General features: G+C 71.3%; 17 protein-coding genes. 11 read left to right on the top strand and 6 right to left on the bottom strand.

The features are described from left to right. Positions 1-502: 502 nt before the first annotated feature. The 5 genes from ACIBX3_RS52975 to purU form a co-directional block, all read right to left on the bottom strand. Complete coding sequence (locus ACIBX3_RS52975; RefSeq protein ID WP_397128393.1) at positions 503-1,123, bottom strand: response regulator; 621 nt, start codon at positions 1,121-1,123, stop codon at positions 503-505. Continuing rightward, positions 1,120-2,328 (bottom strand): sensor histidine kinase, encoded by a 1,209-nt coding sequence (locus ACIBX3_RS52970; protein ID WP_397128391.1) that lies wholly within the window; start codon positions 2,326-2,328, stop codon positions 1,120-1,122. The genes ACIBX3_RS52975 and ACIBX3_RS52970 overlap by 4 nt, the downstream gene beginning before the upstream one ends. A 35-nt stretch (positions 2,329-2,363) precedes the next feature. After that, the gene (locus tag ACIBX3_RS52965) at positions 2,364-4,184 is read right to left on the bottom strand and encodes a hypothetical protein (protein ID WP_397128390.1); all 1,821 of its coding nucleotides are present in this window, start codon (positions 4,182-4,184) and stop codon (positions 2,364-2,366) included. Next, entirely contained in the window at positions 4,169-4,936 is a 768-nt protein-coding gene (locus ACIBX3_RS52960; RefSeq protein ID WP_397128389.1) for an ABC transporter ATP-binding protein, read from the bottom strand. The genes ACIBX3_RS52965 and ACIBX3_RS52960 overlap by 16 nt, the downstream gene beginning before the upstream one ends. Positions 4,937-5,153: 217 nt before the next feature. Continuing rightward, on the bottom strand, positions 5,154-6,017 hold the full coding sequence (gene purU, locus ACIBX3_RS52955; protein WP_397128388.1) for a formyltetrahydrofolate deformylase: 864 nt from the start codon (positions 6,015-6,017) through the stop codon (positions 5,154-5,156). A 224-nt stretch (positions 6,018-6,241) separates the two neighbouring features. On the opposite strand from purU, the gene ACIBX3_RS52950 reads away from it, so the two are divergent. The 11 genes from ACIBX3_RS52950 (at position 6,242) to ACIBX3_RS52900 (ending at position 22,005) form a co-directional block, all read left to right on the top strand. Continuing rightward, complete coding sequence (locus ACIBX3_RS52950; protein ID WP_397128387.1) at positions 6,242-7,702, top strand: aldehyde dehydrogenase family protein; 1,461 nt, start codon at positions 6,242-6,244, stop codon at positions 7,700-7,702. A gap of 24 nt (positions 7,703-7,726) precedes the next feature. Further along, positions 7,727-8,788 carry a glycine betaine/L-proline ABC transporter ATP-binding protein gene (locus tag ACIBX3_RS52945; RefSeq protein WP_397128386.1) on the top strand — a complete coding sequence of 354 codons (1,062 nt, stop codon included), beginning with the start codon at positions 7,727-7,729 and terminating at the stop codon, positions 8,786-8,788. Then, the gene (locus ACIBX3_RS52940) at positions 8,785-10,782 is read left to right on the top strand and encodes an ABC transporter permease (RefSeq protein WP_397128385.1); all 1,998 of its coding nucleotides are present in this window, start codon (positions 8,785-8,787) and stop codon (positions 10,780-10,782) included. Before ACIBX3_RS52945 ends, ACIBX3_RS52940 begins: the two co-directional genes overlap by 4 nt. Positions 10,783-10,822: 40 nt before the next feature. Next, complete coding sequence (locus ACIBX3_RS52935) at positions 10,823-11,800, top strand: ABC transporter substrate-binding protein (protein WP_397128384.1); 978 nt, start codon at positions 10,823-10,825, stop codon at positions 11,798-11,800. A gap of 180 nt (positions 11,801-11,980) precedes the next feature. After that, positions 11,981-14,392: an FAD-dependent oxidoreductase gene (locus ACIBX3_RS52930; protein WP_397128383.1), complete on the top strand. Its 2,412-nt coding sequence runs from the start codon at positions 11,981-11,983 to the stop codon at positions 14,390-14,392. Between the two features lie 13 nt (positions 14,393-14,405). Beyond that, on the top strand, positions 14,406-15,662 hold the full coding sequence (gene glyA, locus ACIBX3_RS52925) for a serine hydroxymethyltransferase (protein WP_397128382.1): 1,257 nt from the start codon (positions 14,406-14,408) through the stop codon (positions 15,660-15,662). Beyond that, a complete protein-coding gene (locus ACIBX3_RS52920; protein ID WP_397128381.1) occupies positions 15,659-16,891 on the top strand; it encodes a sarcosine oxidase subunit beta family protein in 1,233 nt (410 codons plus the stop codon). The genes glyA and ACIBX3_RS52920 overlap by 4 nt, the downstream gene beginning before the upstream one ends. A 9-nt stretch (positions 16,892-16,900) precedes the next feature. Then, positions 16,901-17,179, top strand: a complete 279-nt coding sequence (locus ACIBX3_RS52915; protein WP_397128380.1) for a sarcosine oxidase subunit delta — start codon at positions 16,901-16,903, stop codon at positions 17,177-17,179. After that, positions 17,176-20,073, top strand: coding sequence for a sarcosine oxidase subunit alpha family protein (locus tag ACIBX3_RS52910; protein WP_397128379.1), 2,898 nt, complete (start codon positions 17,176-17,178; stop codon positions 20,071-20,073). The genes ACIBX3_RS52915 and ACIBX3_RS52910 overlap by 4 nt, the downstream gene beginning before the upstream one ends. After that, positions 20,066-20,632 (top strand): sarcosine oxidase subunit gamma, encoded by a 567-nt coding sequence (locus ACIBX3_RS52905; RefSeq protein ID WP_397128378.1) that lies wholly within the window; start codon positions 20,066-20,068, stop codon positions 20,630-20,632. Before ACIBX3_RS52910 ends, ACIBX3_RS52905 begins: the two co-directional genes overlap by 8 nt. Next, a complete protein-coding gene (locus tag ACIBX3_RS52900) occupies positions 20,629-22,005 on the top strand; it encodes an L-serine ammonia-lyase (protein ID WP_397128377.1) in 1,377 nt (458 codons plus the stop codon). The genes ACIBX3_RS52905 and ACIBX3_RS52900 overlap by 4 nt, the downstream gene beginning before the upstream one ends. Here the strand turns inward: ACIBX3_RS52900 and ACIBX3_RS52895 are convergent, their stop codons facing one another. Then, complete coding sequence (locus tag ACIBX3_RS52895) at positions 22,006-22,887, bottom strand: aldo/keto reductase (RefSeq protein WP_397128376.1); 882 nt, start codon at positions 22,885-22,887, stop codon at positions 22,006-22,008.

Here is a 22,887-nt window from a genome sequence, read left to right as displayed (position 1 = left end):
GGGCGAAGTGGTAGATCACGAAGGGATGGATCCCGAACTCGAACAGGCCGCGAAGGCCGGCCTTGGCCGGCGCCTCGCGTTCATCGCCGGTGAGATCTCGGCCCGCCAGAACAGCGGCCGGGTCGGTTCGGAACCTCTCGGCGACCAGGGTCGCGACGTCCCCCGAGTGATCTCGTCCCAGACACGTACGTCCCAGGGGTTGTCCGGTCGGTGCACGAAGTCCGCCATCTGGCGGGTGCCGATCGCGTTGGACATGTGGCCGCTGGTGCCATGACGGCCGCGCACGAGCGCGGCGCCGTAGGGGCGGATGCCGCGATGTGCCGGCCGACGAGGCCCATGCGTCAGCCGACGACCGCGTCGATCCGGTCGAACACCCCGTGGTACGTCTCCAGCAGACCCGCGTGGTACCGGCCTGTTGGCAAGGTCGGCTCCGCCAGCCGCCATCTGCGGCGTTCCTGCAGGTAGGCGGGGGTGGGCTCGGTAAGGGCGGGCTGTTGGCCGACTAACTGAGCAAACCTCGTCGATAACCCTCGCCGACGGCGGCGGCGCGGTCGCGGACGCCGAGTTTGTCGTAGATGTGCAGCAGGTGGGTCTTGATGCTGGCCTCGCTGATGAAGAGCTTGGCGGCCGCCTGGCGATTGGAGGCGCCGTCGGCGACGAGGGCGAGGACTTGGAGTTCGCGGTCGGTAAGGGCAGCCTTGACCGGTCTGCGTACCTGGCCCATCAGACGGCCGGCGACGGAGGGGGACAGGACCGGCTCGCCGGCGGCTGCGGCGCGGACGGCGCGCAGGAGTTCGTCGGTGGGGGCGTCTTTGAGGAGGTAGCCGGTGGCGCCGGCTTCGATGGCGGGCAGGACGTCGGAGTCGCCGTCGAAGGTGGTCAGGACGAGGGTCTTGATGTGGGGGTGGGAGTGGCGCAGGGCGGTGATGGCGGTGACGCCGTCCATTTCGGGCATGCGAAGGTCCATGAGGACGATGTCGACCTGGAGTGCGGCGGCGCGGTCGATGCCTTCGCGGCCGTTGGTGGCTTCGCCGGCGACGTGGATGTCGGGTTCGGCTTCGAAAGCGGCGCGCAGGCCGTGGCGGACGATGGGATGGTCGTCGACGATGAGGAGGCGGATCACCGGGGGTTTCCTTGGAGCGCGGGGACGGTGGCGCTGACGGCGGTGCCCTCGCCGGGCGTGCTCTCGATTTCGAGGGAGCCGCCGACGCCGCGTAGGCGTTGTCTCATGCTGCTGAGGCCGAATCCTTTGCTGTTGGGGTTGTGGATGCCGGTGCCGTCATCGCGGATGTCGAGGAGGACGACGGCGCCGGTGTAGGAGAGGGTGAGGCCGGCGCGGGTGGCGCCCGCGTGTTTGGCGACGTTGGCGAGGGCTTCCTGGGCGACACGGAAGAGGGTGACCTCGATGGCGGGGCTGAGGGGGACGCGGTCGCCGGTCACCTCGACGTGCAGGTCGACGCCGGTGGTCTGGGCCCAGTTGCGGGCCAGGGTGGTCATGGCTTCGGGGAGGTGGGCGTCCTCGAGCTGGTGGGGCTGGAGGGCGGCGACGGAGCGGCGGGCTTCGGTGAGGCTGTCCTGGGCGAGGTCGAGCGCGAGTTCGAGGTGGGTGCCGGAGTCCTCGACGCGTTGGGCGGCGCGTAGCTGGGTGATGATGCCGGTGAGGCCCTGGGCGAGGGTGTCGTGGATTTCGCGTGCCATGCGCTGGCGTTCGTCGAGGATGCCTGCCTGGTGGGCTTGGGTGAGGAGCTGGGCGTGGAGGTCGGCGTTCTCCTCCAGGGCGGTCTGAAGGTCGCTGACTGCTTTGCGGTATTTGCGCTGCCGGTCCTCGATCCTGATGCCGGCGATGTGGCCGCCGCCGATGGCGACGGTCTGCACGGCGATGATCGCCAGGTGGAAGGCGATGAGCTGGATGGTGGCCTGGGCCCAGTCGAGCGTCGATCCGTACAGGACGACGGAGGTGGCGGCGACGGCGGCGAAGGTCCACTTGGAGGGAGCGAAGTTGGCGGCGAGGAAGAAGCCGGAGATGCAGTAGATGATGAAGATGGGGTCGTGGAAGGTCAGCAGCGCGGCGGTGGCCAGGACGCCGGCGAAGTGAACGGTGACGGCGACCCTCCGTCCGCGCACGGCGGCGGGGAGGAGGGCATGGGCGCCGAGAATCCACGCGAGGGCCAGGGCGGTGAGCGCGAGGGTGCGGGGGATCCCGCCTTCGGGCTGGTCGGGTGAGGCCAGACTGATGGCGAGGGAAGCGGCGAGGGTGATGTAGGGGGCGATCTCGACGACGCGCTCGAAGCGTCGTTCCCAGGTGGAGGGCGGGAAGGGGTCGTTCATCCGGGGCGTGCCCCTCCTCTCGGTATGGACGGGTTTTACCTGGTGGTGGCCGGCGAGGACGAGCTTAGGCGCATGGGGATCAGGATGGCGTAGCCGTACATCAGCAGCCCTAGGGCGATCATGAAGATGATGGTGGGCCATTGCCAGATCGGCGGGAGATGAAGGGCGAGGAACCATGCGCGGTTCTCGATGCCGAAGATCTTCATGACCATGGGCACGAGACCCTGGGGGAACAGGGGAAGCCAGGCGATGGTGTAGCTGATCGTGACGCCGATGCGGTGCTGGATGGGGAGGTCCGCGGTGGTGGGTTTGCCGGCCTGGGGTGCCGGGCCGTGCTTCATGAGGTTGAGGAGATCGATCCCGTGGCTCTCGAGCCTGCGGTAGGCGATCCTGCCGAGTCCCCACGCGCTGAGGGCGCCGGTCAGCACACCGGTGACGATGCCGGCCCAGGGGTTGAGGAGGATGGCACCGGCTGCGGGAAGGGCGGTTGCGGGGACCGCGACGAGCACGAGCCAGGCGAGGCCGGTTTCGGCGGTTTCGTCGGCGCCGGTGCTGAGCGGGTTGCCGCCGCGTTTGTGGGGGTCGGTGCCGGGGACGAGCGAGGTGACGGCGAGCAGGACGATGAGTCCGGCGCCGCCGCCGAGGAGGGCGGGGAGCAGGCCGAGTACCCACGGCCAGGCCCACGCCTGGCCGCTGACCAGAGTGCCGGCCAGGGACAGGAGCACTGCGGCCGGCCCGACGATGAGGAGCCACGCCAGCTGGCGTCCACGTACGTCGGCGCGTTCCGCACCGGGGGTCATGAGGGTGAGCCAGAGAGCGGTCCCGTCGGCGCCGTAGAGGTTGGCCGAGGACGCGGCGGCCATCACGATCGCGATGAGTCCCGTGAAGGGGACCATGATCCAAGCGTCGATGGTGACGAGCAGGAGAGGGGTGACGACGGCGTAGGAGAAGGCGGTGGTGAGGAGCTGGATGCGGACGAGGTCGCGCCACCAGGCGCGCAGTTCCTTGGCGGCGGCGATGCGGGCGCCGCTGGTGGTGGGGAAGGGGCGAGGCGTGCCGCGGCGGGACGGCACACCGCCGCGTGCGGCGGAGACGACGCGCCGCGACAGCAGGCCGGCCCAGGCGGCCAGGAGGAGGGCGATCACCCCGGCGTTGGCGACGAGGATGGCGACGGCGAGGGGCCAGGGGGCTTCGACGGCGGCCACGCCCCATCCGGAGGGCAGGACGCGGACGAGGACCTGGGACCAGGCGGCGGTGTCGGTGCCGCCCAGAGCCACGACGGGTGCCCAGCCGTTGCTGCACAGGGCGATGGCGGTGCCGGTCACGATACCCACGGCGGCCGCGGTGGCGCGGGATCTGACGAACAGGCCGATGAGCGCCACGATGACGCGGGAGATCATCACCATGGTGACGAGCGTGGTGACGGCGGCTGCCAGGCCGATGAGCACTCCGGCCGGGCCGAAGCGCCAGCCGTACACGGGCAGGGACAGCAGCGCGATGAGATTGACCGCGGGTGCGGGGCCCGCGAAAGCTCCGGCGAGCAGTGCCGCCGCGATCCGGCCTGGCGTGGCCGGGAGCATGGAGAAGTATTCGGGGCGGAGGGCCTCGCTGCCGCCCCCGATGAAGATGGGGCCGAAGATCCAGCCGGAGAGCCACACGGCCAGGGTGAGGGGCAGGTAGGCGGGCCACAGGACGGCGACGGCGATCGTTCCGAAGGCCAGGATCAGCCCGAGCGAGACGCTGGTGTAGAGGTTGGAGGCGTTGTCGCCGCGCAGGGAGTTGCGCATGAGTGCCAGCCGCATGCGGATCATGTGCTGTGCCAAGGCGGCCGGGCCAGGGGTCAGGAGGTGAGCCATGCCAGCCCCTCCGTTCCTCCGGTGCGGGCGCCGACGAGGTCGACGAAGGCGTCCTCCAGGGTTCCGGCGCCGCGTACGTCGGCCAGCGGCCCGGCGGCTACGACGCGGCCGTCGGAGATGACGCCCACGTGGTCGCAGAGCTGCTCGACGAGGGCCATGACGTGGCTGGAGATGATCACCGAGCCGCCGTTGCCTGCGAACCGGCGCAGGATGGTCCTGATCGTGGCTGCGGAGACGGGGTCGACGGCCTCGAAGGGCTCGTCCAGGACGAGCAGGCGGGGCGCGTGCAGGAGGGCGACGGCCAGGCCGATCTTCTTGCGCATGCCCGTGGAGTATTCGATGACCAGGGTCCGCTCGGCGGAGTCGAGTTCGAGGATCTGGAGGAGTTCGTCGGTGCGCTCGGCGACGACGGCGGGGGGCAGGCCGCGCATCAGGCCGAGGTAGGTGAGGACCTCGCGGCCGGTGAGCCGTTCCGGCATGGCGTTGCCGTCGGGCAGCACGCCGATCAGTCCCTTGGCCTGGACGGTGTCGCGCCAGACGTCCACGCCGAAGATCTCGGCGCTGCCGGCGTCGGGGCGGAGCAGGCCGACGGCCATGGCCAGGGTGGTGGTCTTGCCGGCGCCGTTGGGGCCGACCAGGCCGTAGAAGGATCCGGCGGGGACGGTGAGGTGGATGTCGTCGACGGCCACGTGGTCGCCGAAGGCTTTGCGGAGTCCGATGCTGCGGAGGGCGGGCTCCCGGTGAGTTGGCATGCCTTGAGAATCGCGTGGGGGCGGGGGTGGCGGATCGTCCGGCCGGGGAGCGGGATGGTGGATTCCGGCATCAACCGATCGGTTGATGCGGGGAGGGGCGGCTGGTACGTGTTGTGCCCGCGCGGAGCTGGTCACCGCGTTCCTGCGCGGAAGCCCGCATAGCAAAAAAGGCGGTGGGGGCCCCGCCGCGGCCCCCACCGCCTCCAGATCGTGTTCCTCAGCGGAAGACGACCGTGCGGTCGCCGTTGAGCAGCACGCGATGCTCGCTGTGCCACTTCACCGCACGGGCCAGCACCTGCGCCTCGACGTCCCGGCCCGCCGCGCTCAGGTCGTCGGGGTCGAGTTCGTGGTCCACCCGGGCGACGTCCTGCTCGATGATCGGGCCCTCGTCGAGGTCCGCCGTGACGTAGTGCGCGGTCGCGCCGATGAGCTTCACCCCGCGCTCGTGCGCCTGGTGGTACGGCTTGGCGCCCTTGAACCCCGGCAGGAACGAGTGGTGGATGTTGATGGCCCGGCCTTCCAGGCGTTTGCACATGTCGTCGGAGAGGATCTGCATGTAGCGGGCGAGCACCACGAGGTCCGCGTCGTACTCCTCGACGAGTTCCAGCGTCCTCGCCTCCGCCTCGGCCTTGGTCGCGGAGGTGACCGGCACGTGGTGGAACGGCACGCCGTAGGAGGCCGCGAGGGGCTCCAGGTCGGGGTGGTTGGAGACGATCGCGGGGATCTCGATGTTCAGCCCGCCCACCTGGCGGCGGTAGAGCAGGTCGTTCACGCAGTGGCCGAACTTCGACACCATGATGAGCGACCTGGTGGGGGTCGAGGCGTCGTTGAGCCGCCAGGTCATCTGGAAGGAGCCGGCGACGTAGGCGAAGCCGGCGCGCAGTTCCTCCAGCCCGTGCTGGGCCGTGAAGTGCACGCGCATGAAGAAGCCGCCGCCCCTGCGGTCGTTGAACTGCTTGCTCTGCAGCATGTTGCCGCCGTGCTGCACCAGGAAGCTGGTCACCGCGTACACGATGCCTGGCTTGTCGGTGCAGGAGACCGTGAGGATGAACTCGCGTCCAGGATCGGGCCGAGGAGACACCGCACCCCCTAGTGTTGCGTATGGCGCTATATGGTGATTTATACGCAACAGAGTGTCTCCCGGAACGCGCTCAGTCAAGGGGCCAGGTCGCGGCGCAGCGCAAATAACAGCTAGGCGGTTCGTCAAGTGATTTCCATCAGCCCTTGACGAATCCGTGGGAGCGGTCAATCCTGTTCCTCAATCAGCATTGACTTGCGCCATACGCAACGATCAAAGGTGTGCCGATGACCGATCTCTATATCGGCGGCACGTGGACCAAGCCGGCCGACGGTGGACAACGCGGCATTCACTCGCCCGCCGACGGCAGTCTCGTTACCACGGTCGCAGAAGCCGGCGCGACCGACACCGTGGCCGCGATCCGGGCTGCCAGGCAGGCCTTCGACCGCGGCCCATGGCCTGCCACCCCCGCCCGCGAGCGCGGCGCCCTGTTGTCCAGGGTGGCCGGCCTGCTGGAGCGCGACCGTGCGGCGTTCGCCCGCGCCGAGTCCGGCGACACCGGCAAGCGCCTGGTGGAGAGCGAGTACGACGTCGACGACTCCGTCGCGTGCCTGCGTTACTTCGCCGGCGTCGCGGGCACCGACGCCGGCCGCGTGATCGACACGGGGCGCGAGGACGCGATCAGCCGCGTCGTCTACGAGCCGGTGGGCGTGTGCGGCCTGATCACGCCGTGGAACTACCCGCTGCTGCAGGCCACCTGGAAGGTGGCGCCCGCGCTCGCGGCCGGCAACACCTTCGTGCTCAAGCCCAGTGAGCTGACCCCGAGCACCGCGATCCTGCTGATCCGCGCGCTGGAGGAGGCCGGCCTGCCCGCGGGCGTCGCGAACCTGGTCCTGGGCGCCGGACCCGCGGCGGGCGCGCCGCTCGCCGAGCACCCGGACGTCGACCTGGTGTCGTTCACCGGCGGCGTGGGCACCGGGCGGCGGATCATGGCCGCGGCGGCCGCCACGGTCAAGCGGGTGGCGCTGGAGCTCGGCGGCAAGAACCCCAACATCGTCTTCGCCGACGCGGACTTCGAGACCGCGGTCGACTTCGCGCTCACCGCCGTGTTCCTGCACTCCGGCCAGGTCTGCTCGGCCGGGGCCCGGCTGCTGGTGGAGGACTCGCTGCACGACGCGTTCGCCGACGAGGTCGTCCGCCGGGCCGAGCTGATCCGGCTGGGCGGGCCGGATGATCCCGAGGCCCACACCGGCCCGCTCATCTCCGCCGCGCACCTGGCCAAGGTCGAGGAGTACGTGGCGGCGGGGCTGGCCGAGGGCGCCGTCCTGCGCTGCGGGGGAGCCCGGCTCGACGGGCCCGGCTTCTTCTACCGGCCCACCGTGCTGGACGAGTGCAAGCAGGGCATGCGCGTGGTCCGCGAGGAGTCGTTCGGCCCCGTGCTCACCGTGGAGCGCTTCACCACCGAGGACGAGGCCGTCCACCTGGCCAACGACACCGAGTACGGCCTGGCGGGCGCCGTCTGGACCCAAGATGCCGGCCGGGCGCAGCGGGTGGCGGGACGGCTGCGGCACGGCACCGTGTGGATCAACGACTACCACCCCTACGTTCCCCAGGCCGAGTGGGGTGGCTTCAAGCAGTCGGGCATCGGCCGCGAGCTCGGCCCGGCCGGCCTGGACGAATATCGCGAGATCAAGCATGTGTGGCAGAACACCCGCCCGCGCCCCCAGCGGTGGTTCCCAGCGAACTGACGCTCCGACGACCAAGAGGTAGTCATGACCGTGCCGTCAGTGGCCGAACGTAGTGGACTCGACGTCGACGCCCCTCCCATCCTGTCCGTGCGGGGACTGTGGAAGGTGTTCGGCCCGAAGGCCGAGAGCGTCGTCGGAAGCACGCTCACGCGCCAGGAGCTCAAGGAGCAGACCGGCTGCGTCGCCGCCGTCCGCGACGTCTCCTTCGAGGTGCGCCGGGGCGAGGTGTTCGTCGTCATGGGACTGTCCGGCTCGGGCAAGTCCACCCTCGTCCGCTGCCTGACGCGGCTGATCGAGCCCACCGCCGGTGAGGTCCTGCTCGACGGCGAGGACGTGCGCAAGGCCGACGACCGCCGGCTGCGCGAGCTGCGCAGGCACCGCATGGCCATGGTCTTCCAGCACTTCGGCCTGCTGCCGCACCGGTGCGTGCTCGACAACGTCGCCTTCGGGCTGGAGATCCGCGGGGTCGCCAAGCAGGACCGGTACACGCGGGCCCGCGAAGTGGTCGGCCTGGTCGGACTCGAGGGCTTCGAGAACTCCTACCCCGACCAGCTCTCCGGCGGCATGCAGCAGCGCGTCGGCCTGGCCCGGGCGCTCGCGGCCGACCCCGAGGTGCTGCTGTTCGACGAGCCGTTCTCCGCGCTGGACCCGCTGATCCGGCGCGAGATGCAGAACGAGGTCATCCGGCTGCACCACGAGGTGGGCAAGACGATGGTCTTCATCACCCACGACCTCAGCGAGGCGCTCAAACTCGGCGACCGGATCCTCATCATGCGCGACGGGGAGCTCGTCCAGGTGGGCACGCCGGACCAGGTGGTGGGGGCGCCGGCCGACGACTACGTCAGGGACTTCGTCAGCGACATCCCGCGCTCGGACGTGCTGACGCTCCGGTGGATCATGCGCCCGCCCCAGCCCGACGAGCCGCTCGACGGGCCGGAGCTCGGTCCCGACGTGGTCATCCGGGACGCCGTCCACGCGGTGCTCTCCGCCGACCGGCCGGTGCGCGTCACCGACGGCGGGAGCCTGCTGGGCGTGGTCACCAGCGCCGAGATGCTCGAGGTGATCGCCGGAGGACAGCACCGATGACGACCGCCTCCGTGACCAGCGCCTTCACCGCCAGGCTGCCCGCCCGCAGGTACTTGGTCGCCCTCGTGATCGCGTTCTGGGCGGCGGGCTGGGCGCTGCTGAACGGGCGGGACACGCTGCCGCTCGGCGGAGCCGAGCTGACGCCGCTGCACACCGGGCTCAGCACGGCCATGGACGCCATCGACGACGGCCGCAACAGCAACCCGATCTTCCTCTACTTCATCAACTACATCCGGCTCTTCCTCGACGAGGCCGTGACATTCGTCCAGGCCCTCATCAGCCAGCCGGCCCTGGGCCGGCCCCTTCCCGTGCTCGGCTGGCTCGGCGTGGTCGGACTGGCCACCGCGGTCGCCTGGCTGTACGGCAACCTGAGGGTCGCGCTGCTGACCGCCGCCGGGTTCCTCTCCTTCGGCGTGCTCGGCCTCTGGCAGGAGAGCATGGACACGCTGGCGCTCACGCTGACGGCGGTGGCGCTGTCGCTGGCCGTCGGCATTCCGCTCGGCGTGTGGGCGGGACTGAGCGACCGCTTCCACCGGCTGATCACCCCGGTGCTCGACTTCATGCAGACCATGCCGACGTTCGTCTACCTGGCGCCGCTCACCCTGTTCTTCCTCATCGGCCCCGCCAGCGCGACGGTCGCCACGATGGTCTACGCGATCCCGCCGGCCATCCGGATCACCGCGCACGGCATCCGGCAGGTCTCGCCCGACACGCTGGAGGCCGGCGCCTCGCTCGGCGCCACGTCCGCCCAGGCGCTGCGGCACGTACGGCTGCCCATGGCCAGGCAGACGATCATCGTCGGCGTGAATCAGACCATCATGGCCGCCCTTTCCATGGCCACCATCGCGGCGCTCATCGACGCGCCCGGCCTGGGCCAGACGGTCCTGAAGGCGCTGCAGACGCTCGACGTCGGGACCGCGTTCAACGCCGGGCTGGCCATCGTGATCATGGCGGTGGTGCTCGACCGGGTGACCTCGGCGGCCAGCCGCCGCGTGGAGACCGCGCGCCGGGCCGGGCGGCTCCGCACGGTGCGGGGACGCCGCCTGGAGGTGGCGGGCGCACTCGGCGTCGCCGCCGTGCTGGGCTACCTCTCCTACACCTACGTGTGGGCGGCGGAGTTCCCCATCGACGCCAACCTCGGCTCGTACGTGCGCCGCGCCGCCGACGCCGCCAGCCTGTGGGTGCAGGACAATCTGGCCACCTACACCGACGCCGTCAAGAACCTGCTCACCAACGCTCTGCTCAACCCGTTCCAGGCACTGCTGACCGGCTCTCCCTGGTGGCTCATCACCGCCGTGGCCGTGGCCGTCGCCCTGCTGGCGGGCAGCGCGCGAGCCGCGCTGGTCACCGCGGCCGGCCTGTTGCTGCTGGTGGTGCTCGGGCTGTGGCAGGACAGCATGGTCACGCTCGCCTCGACGCTCGTCGCGACCGTCCTGGTCATGCTGCTCGGCATGGTGGCCGGGGTGTGGATGGGCCGCAGCGACCGGGCCGACATGGTGCTCCGGCCCGTCCTGGACGCCGGTCAGACCATGCCGGCCTTCGTCTACCTGGTGCCGATCCTCGGCCTGTTCGGCCCGACGCGGTTCACCGCGATCATCGCGGCCGTGGTGTACGCGGCACCCATCGCGATCAAGCTGGTCGCCGAGGGCATCAGGGCCGTCTCCGCGACCACCGTCGAGGCCGCCACCTCGGCGGGGGCGAGCACCTGGCAGCTCATCTCCAAGGTGCAGCTGCCGATGGCACGAGGAGCCGTGACCCTGGCGGCCAGCCAGGGACTTTGCTACGTGCTGGCCATGGTGGTCGTCGGCGGCCTGGTCGGCGCGGGAGCGCTCGGCTACGACGTCGTGGCCGGATTCTCGCAGCACCAGCTGCGGGGCAAGGGGCTGGCCGCCGGGCTCGCGATCGTCGTGCTCGGCATCGTGCTCGACCGCGTCATGCGGGCCGCCACGCAGCGGGCCGACCGGGCGGCGCACGGCGGATCCCATGAGAAGTGAACTACACCGGCCGCCGGCCGGGAGAAACACAGGAGGACCAGTGTCAGTTACCAGGAGCGGCAAAGTGCGGGCCGCCGCGCTCATGACCGGCGCAGGCCTCCTGCTCACCGCGTGCGGAGGGGCGAAGGTCGGTGAGGCCCAGCCCGCCGCGAGCGGTGGCGCGAAGGCCTGCGGCACCGTCAATATCGCGATCAACCCGTGGGTCGGCTACGAGGCCAACGCCGCGGTGATCGCGTACGTCGCCGAGAAGCAGCTCGGCTGCAAGGTGGTCAAGAAGGACCTGAAGGAGGAGGTGGCCTGGCAGGGCTTCGGCACCGGCGAGGTCGACGCGGTCGTCGAGAACTGGGCTCACGACGACCTCAAGAAGAAGTACATCGAGGACCAGAAGGTCGCCGTGTCCGCCGGGCCGACCGGCAACAAGGGCATCATCGGCTGGTACGTGGCGCCGTGGATGGCCAAGAAGTATCCCGACATCACCGACGGCAACAACCTCAACAAGTACGCCTCCCTGTTCAAGACCTCGGAGTCCGGCGGCAAGGGCCAGCTCCTCGACGGCGATCCCTCGTTCGTCACCAACGACGAGGCCCTGGTGAAGAACCTCAAGCTCGACTACAAGGTCGTGTACGCGGGCAGCGAGACCGCGCTCATCACCGCCTTCCGTCAGTCGGAGAAGCAGCAGAAGCCGATCCTGGGCTACTTCTACGAGCCGCAGTGGTTCCTGTCCGAGCTCAGGCTGGTCAAGGTCAACCTGCCCGCCTACAAGGAGGGCTGCGACGCCGATCCGGAGAAGGTGGCGTGCGACTATCCCCCGTACGAGCTCGACAAGATCGTGAGCAAGAAGTTCGCCGACTCGGGCAGCCCCGCCTACACCCTGGTCAAGAACTTCTCCTGGACGAACGACGACCAGAACCTGGTGGCGAAGTACATCGCCGAGGACAAGATGACGGCCGACGAGGCGGCCGCCAAGTGGGTGGCCGACAACCCCGACAAGGTCAAGGTCTGGCTGCCCAGTAGCTGAGATCCTCCCTTGCGCCCGGCCCGGTCGACGTCTCGATCGGGCCGGGCGCGCGCGTGTCCAGAGAGACCGTAAAACCGCACTGAATAAGACAGAACGCACTCTTGACACCCGGAACGCGGCGAGCGACGCTTGTTGCGGAAAGTGCGCTTGGTTGCATATGTCGCAACAACGGAGGTGGCTATGACGGGCCAGAGCGTCGTCATCATCGGCGCGGGCGTCGTCGGCGCGGCTCTCGCCGACGAGCTGTCCGCCCGCGGCTGGACCGACGTCACCGTCGTCGACCAGGGAGACGTACCCGCCACCGGCGGATCCTCCTCCCATGCCCCCGGTCTGGTGTTCCAGATCAACGGCTCGAAGACCATGACCGAGATGGCCCGTTACACCGTCGAGAAGTTCGTCGAGCTGGACAGCTTCCTCCAGGTCGGCGGGCTCGAAGTGGCCACCACCCCGGAGCGGCTCGCCGAGCTGCGCCGCCGGCAGGGCTGGGCCGCCTCCTGGGGGGTCGAGGCCCGCTTGCTCTCGCCCGAGGAGTGCGTGGCCATGCACTCCCTCCTCGACCGCGACAAGGTGCTCGGCGGGCTGTACATCCCCACCGACGGCCTGGCCAAGGCTGTCAAGGCGGTCGACGCGCAGCTCTCCCGCGCCCGCGAGCGCGGCGTGCGGGTGCTGCCCCGGCACGAGGTGCTGGACGTCAGGACCGAGGGCGGCCGGGTCGCCGCGGTGGTGACCGGCCAGGGCGAGATCCCCGCCGACATCGTGGTGTGCTGCGCCGGGATCTGGGGCCCGCGGGTCGCCCGCATGGTCGGCATGGAGCTCCCGCTCACCCCGCTCGCCCACCAGCTCGCCTGGACGGGGCAGGTGCCCGACCTGGCCGGCCAGACCGTCGAAGCCTCGCGGCCCATCCTCCGCCACCAGGACGCCGACCTGTACTACCGCGAGCGCTTCGACACCCTCGGCATCGGCTACTACGGCCACCGCCCCATGCCGATCAGCTCCGACGACATCCTGTCCGTCGACGCCGCCGAGGTCATGCCCTCGGTGCTCACCTTCACCCCCGACGACTTCGCCGGCGCCTGGTCGGAAACCCAGAGCCTGCTCCCGTCCACCCGCTCGGCCAAGGTCGAGGAGGGCATCAACGGGCTGTTCTCCTTCACCACGGACCACCTGCCGCTGATGGGCCAGTCGCGCGAGGTCGAGGGCTTCTGGGTGGCCGAGGCGGTCTGGGTCACCCACTCCGCCGGAGTAGGCCGGGCGATGGCCGAGTGGCTCGTCGACGGCCACTGCACGTCGTTCGACCTGCACGAGTGCGACGTCAACAGGTTCGAGCCGCACCAGATCGCGCCCGACTACGTGCTGGCCCGCGGCTGCCAGAACTACGTCGAGGTCTACGACATCATCCACCCGCTCCAGCCGATGGAGCACCCCCGCCCGCTGCGTACCAGCCCCTTCCACCCCCGTCAGCAGGAGCTCGGCGCGCTCTTCCTGGAGGCGTCGGGCTGGGAGCGCCCGCAGTGGTACGGCGCGAACGAGCCGCTGCTGCGGGGCCGTGAGATCCCCGCCCCCGGCGACTGGGCGGCCCGCTACTGGTCGCCGATCGTCGGCGCGGAGGCACAGGCCACCCGCGAGTCCGTCGCCATGTACGACATGACCGCGCTCAAGCGGCTGGAGGTCAGCGGCCCGGGAGCCGTCGCCTTCCTGCAGCGCCTCACCACCGGTGACGTGGACAAGTCGGTCGGCTCCGTGACGTACTGCCTGCTGCTCGACACCGACGGCGGCATCCGCAGCGACGTCACCGTGGCCCGCCTCGGCCCGCAGCACTTCCAGGTCGGCGCCAACGGCAACCTCGACCTCGACTGGCTCGACCGGCACCGCCCCGCCGACGTGTACCTGCGCGACATCACCCCCGGCACCTGCTGCGTCGGCGTCTGGGGGCCCAAGGCGCGCGAGCTCGTGCAGCCGCTCACCACCGCCGACCTGACCGCGCTGCGCTACTTCCGCGGCACCCGTGCCTACATCGGCAACGTGCCCGTCACCATGCTCCGCCTGTCCTACGTCGGCGAACTCGGCTGGGAGATCTACACCACCGCCGACCTCGGCCTCAAGCTGTGGGACACCCTCTGGGGGGCGGGCCGGGACCGGCTCCCAGGGGGCGTCATCGCCGCCGGCCGCGGCGCCTTCACCAGCCTGCGGCTGGAGAAGGGGTACCGCTCTTTCGGCACGGACATGACGTTCGAGCACGACCCGTACGAGGCCGGGCTCGGGTTCGCGGTCAAGCTGGACAAGGGCGACTTCATCGGCCGCGACGCGCTGCTCGCCCGCAAGGAGTCGGTCACCCGCCGGCTCTCCTGCCTGCTCACCGACGAGGTCGTCATGGGCAGGGAGCCGGTGTACGACGGCGACCGCGCGGTCGGCCACGTCACCAGCGCCGCCTACGGGCACACGATCGGCAAGGCCATCGCCTACGCGTGGCTGCCCGCCTCCCTCGCCACCCCGGGCCAGACCGTCCACATCGGCTACTTCGACCGGCGCGTCAAGGCCGTGGTGGCCGAGGAGCCCCTGTTCGACCCGGCGATGACCCGGCTGCGCGGTTAGGAGAGGACGTCACATGATCGACACCCCGCTGGACGTCGTGGACCCGGAAGTCCACGCCGCGATCGAGGCGGAGCTGGGCCGGCAGCGCTCGACGCTGGAGATGATCGCGTCGGAGAACTTCGCGCCCATGGCCGTCATGGCCGCCCAGGGCTCGGTGCTGACCAACAAGTACGCCGAGGGCTACCCCGGCAGGCGCTACTACGGCGGCTGCGAGCACGTCGACGTGGTCGAGCGGCTCGCCGCCGACCGGGTCAAGGCGCTGTTCGGCGCGGCGGCGGCCAACGTGCAGCCGCACTCCGGCGCCCAGGCCAACGCCGCGGCCATGGCCGCGCTGCTGGAGCCCGGCGACACCATCCTCGGCCTCGACCTGGCCCACGGCGGCCACCTCACGCACGGCATGCGCATCAACTTCTCCGGACGCCTCTACAACGTCGTCGCCTACCACGTGCGCGAGAGCGACCACCTGGTCGACATGGACGAGGTCGAGCGGCTGGCCCGCGAACACCGGCCGAAGCTGATCATCGCCGGCTGGTCGGCCTACCCCCGGCAGCTCGACTTCGCGGCCTTCCGCCGGATCGCCGACGAGGCCGGCGCCTACCTCATGGTCGACATGGCGCACTTCGCCGGCCTGGTCGCGGCCGGCCTGCACCCCTCGCCGGTGCCGCACGCCCACGTGGTCACCACCACCACGCACAAGACCCTCGGCGGCCCGCGCGGCGGCGTCATCCTGTCCACCGAGGACCTCGCCAAGAAGATCAACTCCTCGGTGTTCCCCGGCCAGCAGGGCGGGCCGCTGGAGCACGTCATCGCCGCCAAGGCCGTCGCGTTCAAGATCGCGGCGGGGGAGGAATTCCGTGAGCGGCAGCGGCGCACGCTGGAGGGCGCCCGGATCCTCGCCGAACGGCTGCTGGCCGCCGACGCCGTCGCCGCCGGGGTCAAGGTGCTCACCGGAGGCACCGACGTCCACCTCGTCCTGGTGGACCTGCGCGACTCCGAGCTGGACGGGAAGCAGGCCGAGGACCGGCTGCACGCCGCGGGCATCACGGTCAACCGCAACGCCGTGCCGTTCGACCCGCGCCCGCCGATGGTCACCTCCGGGCTGCGGATCGGCACTCCGGCCCTGGCCACGCGCGGATTCGCCGCCGGCGACTTCAGGGAGGTCGCCGACATCATCGCGGGCGCCCTGACCTCCGGCGCCGATCTTTCGTTCCTGCGCGGCAGGGTCGAAGCCCTCGCCGGCAAGCACCCCCTCTACGGAGAGGCCCGATGAGCCCGCGTCCCCCCGGAGCCGACCTGCCCGACCACCCCGACCGGCTGTGGAGCGCCGCCGAGCCCAAGGCCGCCTACGACGTGGTGATCGTCGGCGCGGGCGGCCACGGCCTGGCCACCGCCTACTACCTGGCCAAGAACCACGGCATCACCAACGTCGCGGTCCTGGAGCGCGGCTGGCTGGCCGGCGGCAACATGGCCCGCAACACCACCATCATCAGATCCAACTACCTGTGGGACGAGAGCGCGGGCATCTACGAGCACGCGCTCAAGCTCTGGGAAGGGCTGGAGGAGGACCTCGGCTATCCGCTGCTGTTCAGCCAGCGCGGCGTGCTCAACCTCGCGCACAGCCTCCAGGACGTCCGCGACAGCGTGCGCCGGGTGGAGGCCAACCGGCTCAACGGCGTCGACGCCGAATGGCTGGATCCAGCGCAGGTGAAAGAGGTCTGCCCGATCGTCAACGTCTCCCCGGACGTCCGCTACCCCGTGCTCGGCGCGACCTACCAGCCGCGCGCGGGCATCGCCAAGCACGACTACGTCGCGTGGGGGTACGCCCGGGCCGCGGCCGCGCTCGGCGTCGAGTTCATCGAGAACTGCGAGGTCACCGGGCTTCGGGTGAGCGACGGCCGGGTCACCGGGGTGGACACCACCCGGGGCGCGATAGCGGCGGGCCGGGTGGCGCTGTGCGCCGCCGGCCACACCTCGGTCGTCGCCGCCACGGCCGGCATCGACCTGCCGTTGCAGAGCCACCCGCTGCAGGCGCTGGTCTCCGAGCTGCTGGAGCCCGTGCACCCGACGGTCGTCATGTCCAACGCCGTCCACGTGTACGTCAGCCAGGCCCACAAGGGAGAGCTGGTGATGGGCGCGGGCATCGACGCGGCCAACTCCTACCGCCAGCGCGGCGCCTTCCACATCATCGAGCGGCAGATGGCCGCGGCTCTGGAGCTGTTCCCGGTCTTCGCCCGCGCGCACGTGCTGCGTACCTGGGGCGGCGTCGTGGACGTCACGCCGGACGCCTCGCCGATCATCGGCCTGACCCCGGTCGACGGCCTGTACCTCAACTGCGGGTGGGGCACCGGCGGGTTCAAGGCCACCCCCGGCGTGGGCTGGTGCTTCGCCCACACGGTGGCCCACGACGACCCGCACCCCCTGGCCGCTCCCTTCTCCCTTGACCGATTCGTCACCGGGGCGCTCGTCGACGAGCACGGCGCCGCCGCGGTCGCCCACTGAGGACGTCACATGATGCTGATCCCTTGCCCATGGTGCGGCCCTCGTGAAGAGGCCGAGTTCCACTACGGCGGGCAGGCCCACGTCGCCTACCCGGAGAACCCGGCCGCGCTCTCCGACGAGGAGTGGGCCCGCTACCTGTTCTTCCGCGACAACCCCAAGGGCGTGTTCGCCGAGCGCTGGAGCCACTCCGCCGGCTGCCGCCGCTGGTTCAACGCCCTGCGCGACACCGCGACCAACGAGCTCCACGCCGTCTACCGCGCCGGCGAGCCGCGGCCGGTGGCCTCATGAGGCGGGAGAGCGGCGGCCGGATCGACCGCTCCCGCGTCCTGCGCTTCCGGTTCGACGGGCGGGAGTACACCGGCCACCCCGGTGACACGCTCGCCTCCGCGCTGCTGGCCGGCGGCGTACGCCAGGTCGCCACGAGCGTCAAGCTGGGCCGTCCGCGCGGCGTGTTCTCCGCCGGCAGCGAGGAGCCCAACGCCGTCGTCCAGATCGAGGAGCCGTTCCCGGAGCCGATGCTCCCCGCCACCACGGTCGAGCTGTACGACGGCCTGGTCGCGAGGAGCCTGGCCGGGCAGGGGCGGCTGGCCGCCGAGCCGGACCCGGCCCGCTACGACGCCGTCCACGCGCACTGCGACGTCCTGGTGGTCGGCGCCGGCCCGGCGGGGCTGGCCGCGGCCCGCGCCGCCGCCGACGCCGGCGCACGGGTCATCCTCGCCGACGAGCAGCCCGAGCCGGGCGGCGCCCTCCTCGGGTCGCCGGACGAGGTGGACGGCGCGCCCGGCGCCGAGTGGGCCGCCGCGACCGCGGCCCACCTGGAAGGGCTGCCCGAGGTGCGGGTGCTGCGGCGCACCACCGTCTTCGGCTACTACGACGACAACTACCTGGTCGCCGTCGAGCGGCGGACCAACCATCTCGGCGCGGCGGCCCCCGCGCACGTGGCGCGCGAGCGGGTCTGGCGCGTCAGGGCGCGGCAGGTGGTGCTCGCCACCGGCGCGCACGAGCGGCCGATCGCCTTCGCCGGCAACGACCTGCCCGGCGTGATGCTGGCCGGCGCGGCCCGCACCTACGTCAACCGCTACGGCGTGCTGCCGGGCCGCCGGGCGGTGGTGTTCACCGCGAACGACAGCGCCTACGCCGCCGCCCTGGACCTGTCGGAGGCGGGCGTCGAGGTGGCGGCCATCGTGGACGTGCGGACCGCCCCGGGCGAGCGGTGGGCCGCCATGGCACGCGAGCGCGGCATCGAACTCCTGAGCGGGCATGTGGTGACGGCCGCCCGGGGCGACGGGCAGCTCTCCTCCGTCGTGGCCGGTGAAGCCGGCGACGGGGGCGTCTCACGCGAGCGCTCGATCGACGCCGACCTGCTGCTCGTGTCCGGCGGGTGGAATCCGGTCGTGCACCTGTTCAGCCAGTCGGGCGGCACGCTGCGCTACGACGAGGCGCTCGGCACGCTCGTACCGGACGCCTCCCGCCAGGCGGCCGAGGCGGCGGGTGCGGCCGGAGGCGTGTTCACGCTGCCCGGTTGCCTGGCCGGCGGCACCGCCGCCGGCCTCCGCGCCGCGACCGCGGCCCGCTCTCCACAGGCGGTGCCGCCGGGCGAAGTCGCGTCCCCTTCGCCCGCCGGGCGCTCCCCCCAGGAGACGACCGCGCAGCACGCCACGGAGGCGCCGCGGGCGGCGGAGCGGCCGGAGGCGGCCACCGCACTGGCGTACTGGCTGGTCCCCGGGACCGACTACTCGGCGCACTTCGTGGACCTCCAGCGGGACGTGACCGTGGCCGACATCCACCGGGCGACCGGTGCCGGGCTGCGCTCCGTCGAGCACATCAAGCGCTACACCACCGCGGGGACGGCCCACGACCAGGGCAAGACCTCCGGGCTGCTCACCTCCGCGGTCGTGGCCCACGCCGTGGGGGCCTCGGTGGCCGAGCTGGGCACCACCACGTTCCGGGCGCCGTACCTGCCCGTGAGCTTCGCGGCGCTGGCCGGTCGCGACCGCGGCGCGCTGCACGACCCGATCAGGGTGACGGCGCTGCACGAGTGGCACGTCGCGGGTGGCGCGCTGTTCGAGAACGTCGGGCAGTGGCAGCGTCCCTGGTACTACCCGCGCCCCGGCGAGGACATGGAGGCCGCGGTGCTGCGCGAGTGCCGGGCCGCGCGCGAGAGCGCGGCGGCGATGGACGCCTCCACGCTGGGCAAGATCGACGTGATCGGGCCCGACGCGGGGGAGTTCCTGGACCGGCTCTACACCAACCTGATGAGCTCGCTGAAGGTCGGCTCCATCCGCTACGGCGTGATGTGCCGGCCCGACGGGATGGTCTTCGACGACGGCACGGTCATCCGCCTGGCCGACGACCATTTCCTCGTCACCACCACGACGGGCAACGCGGCCGCCGTGCTCGACTGGATGGAGGAGTGGCTGCAGACCGAGTGGCCGTGGCTGCGGGTCCACTGCACGTCCGTCACCGAGCAGTGGGCCACCGTCGCGCTCGTCGGCCCGAGGTCGCGCGAGGTGCTCGCCGGGCTCGCGCCCGGGCTGGCGGTGGGCGCGGCCGACTTCCCGTTCATGACCTGGCGGGACGCGGAGGTGGCCGGGATCCCGGCGCGGGTGTGCCGGATCAGCTTCTCCGGCGAGCTGGCGTACGAGATCAACGTGACCTCCTGGGACGGCCTGCGCCTGTGGACGGCCATCATGGACACCGGCCTCGTGACCCCGTACGGCACCGAGACCATGCACGTGCTGCGTGCCGAGAAGGGCTATCCCATCGTCGGCCAGGACACCGACGGCACCGTCACCCCGCACGACCTGGGCATGTCCTGGGTGGTGTCGAAGAAGAAGCCCGACTTCATCGGCAAGCGCTCCTTCGCACGGGCCGACACCGCGCGGGCGGACCGCAAGCAGCTCGTCGGGCTGCTGCCGGAGGACCCGGAGCTCCTGCTGCCCGAGGGAACCCACCTGGTCTCCACGGCCACGCTGCCGGAGCCCCCCGTCCCCATGCTCGGCCACGTGACGTCCAGCTACCGCAGCGCCGCCCTGGGCCGCACCTTCGCCCTCGCCCTGGTGAGGGGCGGGCAGGGCCGTGTGGGGGAGCGGCTGTACGCACCCGTCGCCGGCACGCTGGTGCCCGTCACCATCACCTCCCACGTCCTGTACGACCCGGAAGGAGCGCGCCGTGATGGCTGAGCGCAGGAGCCCGGCCGCGGCCTACGCCGGCCGGTTCGAGGCCGCGTCGCGGGAAGAGGGGCTGCGGCTGGCGGAGCTGCCCTTCCTCACCCACGTCAACGTACGGGTCGATCCGGCGAGCCCGGCGGCCAGGGACATCGCGGATGTCCTGGGAGTGCCGCTCCCCACCGAGCCCTGCACCGCCGTCCCCGCGGCCTCCGGCGTCACCGTGGCCTGGCTCGGCCCGGACGAGTGGCTGGTGATCGCACCCGAGGGCTACCAGCCCGAGCTGCTGCGCAAGGCGCTCGGCGAGCGGCACGGATCCATCGTGGACGTGTCGGCCCAGCGCACCACCCTGCTCGTGGCCGGCCCCCGCGCGCGTGATCTGCTGGCCCACGGGTGCGCCCTCGACCTGCACCCGAGCGTGTTCGGCCCGGGCGGATGCGCGCAGACCACGCTGGCGCGGGCCCAGGTCGTGCTGCTGCCCCGGCACGACGGCGTTCTCGTGCTGGTCCGCTCGTCCTTCGCGGCCTACCTGTCGGAGTGGCTCCTCGACGCCGCGACGGAATTCGTGACATGAGCATCGGTGTCTTCGACCTGTTCAAGATCGGCATCGGGCCGTCGAGCTCGCACACCGGCGGCCCGATGGCCGCCGCGCACAAGTTCGCGCGGGGCCTGCACGACGACGGGCTGCTGGCGCCCTCAGCCCGCGTCCAGGTGATCCTGTACGGCTCGCTCGGGCTGACCGGCAAGGGGCACGGCAGCGACAAGGCCGTCCTGCTGGGCCTGTCGGGTGACAAGCCCGAACTGGTCGACGTCGACGGCATCGACGCCCGCCTGGCCGAGATGCGCTCCTCGGGAACCGTCCAGCTGTACGGCATGCGCGAGATCCCCTTCGTCGTCGGCGAGGATCTCGTCTTCGAACGCAAGATCGCCCTGCCCGGGCACCCCAACGGCATGCGCTTCACCGCCCTGGCCGCCGATGGGTCGGTGCTGCGCGAGAAGATCTACTACTCCGTGGGCGGCGGCTTCGTGGTGGACGAGAACGCCACCGGCGCCGACCGCATCAAGCCGGACGACACCGTCCTGCCGTACCCGTTCACCACCGCCGAGGAACTGCTCAAACACTGCGCTGCCACCGGGCTGTCGATCTCGGGGCTGATGCTGGAGAACGAGAAGGCCTTCGGCCGCACCGAGCAGGACATCCGCGACGGGATCTTGCACCTGTGGCGGGTGATGTCGGAATGCGTGCGGCGCGGCATCACCAAGGAAGGCGTGCTGCCGGGCGGGCTGAAGGTCAGGCGGCGCGCCCACCAGTTGCACCGCCGCCTGCAGGTCGAGTCCTCGGGCGCCGATCCGCTGCAGGCGATGGACTGGGTGTCGCTGTTCGCGCTGTCGGTCAACGAGGAGAACGCCGCCGGCGGCCGGGTCGTCACCGCCCCCACCAACGGTGCGGCGGGCATCATCCCGGCGGTGCTGACGTACTACATCCGCCTCATCCCGGGCGCGGACGACGACGGGGTGATCCGCTTCTTCCTGACCGCGGCCGCGATCGGCGTGCTCTTCAAGGAGAACGCCTCCATCTCCGGTGCCGAGGTGGGCTGCCAGGGCGAGGTCGGCTCGGCCTGCTCGATGGCCGCCGCCGGGCTGACCGAGGTGCTCGGCGGCACCCCGGAGCAGGTGGAGAACGCCGCCGAGATCGGTATCGAGCACAACCTGGGGCTGACCTGCGATCCGATCGGTGGCCTGGTGCAGATCCCGTGCATCGAACGCAACGCGGTGGCCTCCATCAAGGCCATCACCGCCGCCCGCATCGCCCTGCGCGGCGACGGCCGCCACTTCGTCCCGCTGGACAAGGCCATCAAAACGATGCGCGACACCGGCCGGGACATGCTCGACAAGTACAAGGAGACCTCGCGCGGCGGCCTCGCCGTCAACGTCATCGAATGCTAGTCAGGTGCTCAGCCGGGCGAGCTCGTCCTCGCCGAGCATCAGATCGGCGGCCGCCGCCGAGTCACGGATCGTCTCGGGGCGGCTGGCGCCCGGGATGGGCACGATGATCGGCGACCGGGCCAGCAGCCAGGCCAGGCATACCTGTTGCGGGCTCACACCGCGTTCGGCCGCGATCACGTGGAACGCGGGGAGGGCGGTCCGGGCCGGGTTCAGCGCGGAGGGACCGTCGAGCGAGCTGCGGGAGACGCCGCCCAGCGGGCTCCAGGGCAGGAACGCGATGCCGAGCCGCCGGCACAGTTCCACCTCCGGGTCGCTGTCGCGGATGGCCGGCGAGTAGCGGTTCTGCACCGAGACGAGCCGGTCGCCGAGGATCCCGTGCGCCTCCCGAATCTGGCGGACGTCCACATTCGAGAGCCCGGCCATCCTGATCTTGCCTTCATCCAGCAGCTCGCGCAGGGCCCCGACGGACTCGGCCCAAGGGACCGCCGGGTCCGGCTTGTGGAGCTGGTAGAGGCCGATGGCGTCCACCCCGAGCCGCTTGAGTGACCCTTCACAGGCCCGCTTGAGATGCTCGGGCGTGCCCGTCACGGTCCAGGAGCCGTCTCCCGGCCGGCCTCGCCCACCCTTGGTGGCGACCAGGACGGAGCTCGTGCCGCCGCCGTAGGCGGCCAGCGCCCGCGCGATCAGCTCCTCGTTGTGTCCGGTCTCGCCCGCGTGCCAGTGGTAGGAGTCGGCGGTGTCGATCAGAGTCACCCCGGCGTCCAGAGCGGCGTGGACGGTGGCGACCGCCCTGCCGGCGTCGGGCCGCCCCTCGATGGACAGCGGCATGGCGCCCAGTCCCACCGCGCCCACCTCGACGTCTCCGATGCGGCGAGTACGCAT

The organism is Nonomuraea sp. NPDC049480 (assembly GCF_044465905.1).
Classification (GTDB): domain Bacteria; phylum Actinomycetota; class Actinomycetes; order Streptosporangiales; family Streptosporangiaceae; genus Nonomuraea.
The sequence above is the reverse complement of the archived record's forward strand: the minus strand, read 5'-3'. Positions and strand labels throughout refer to the sequence as shown.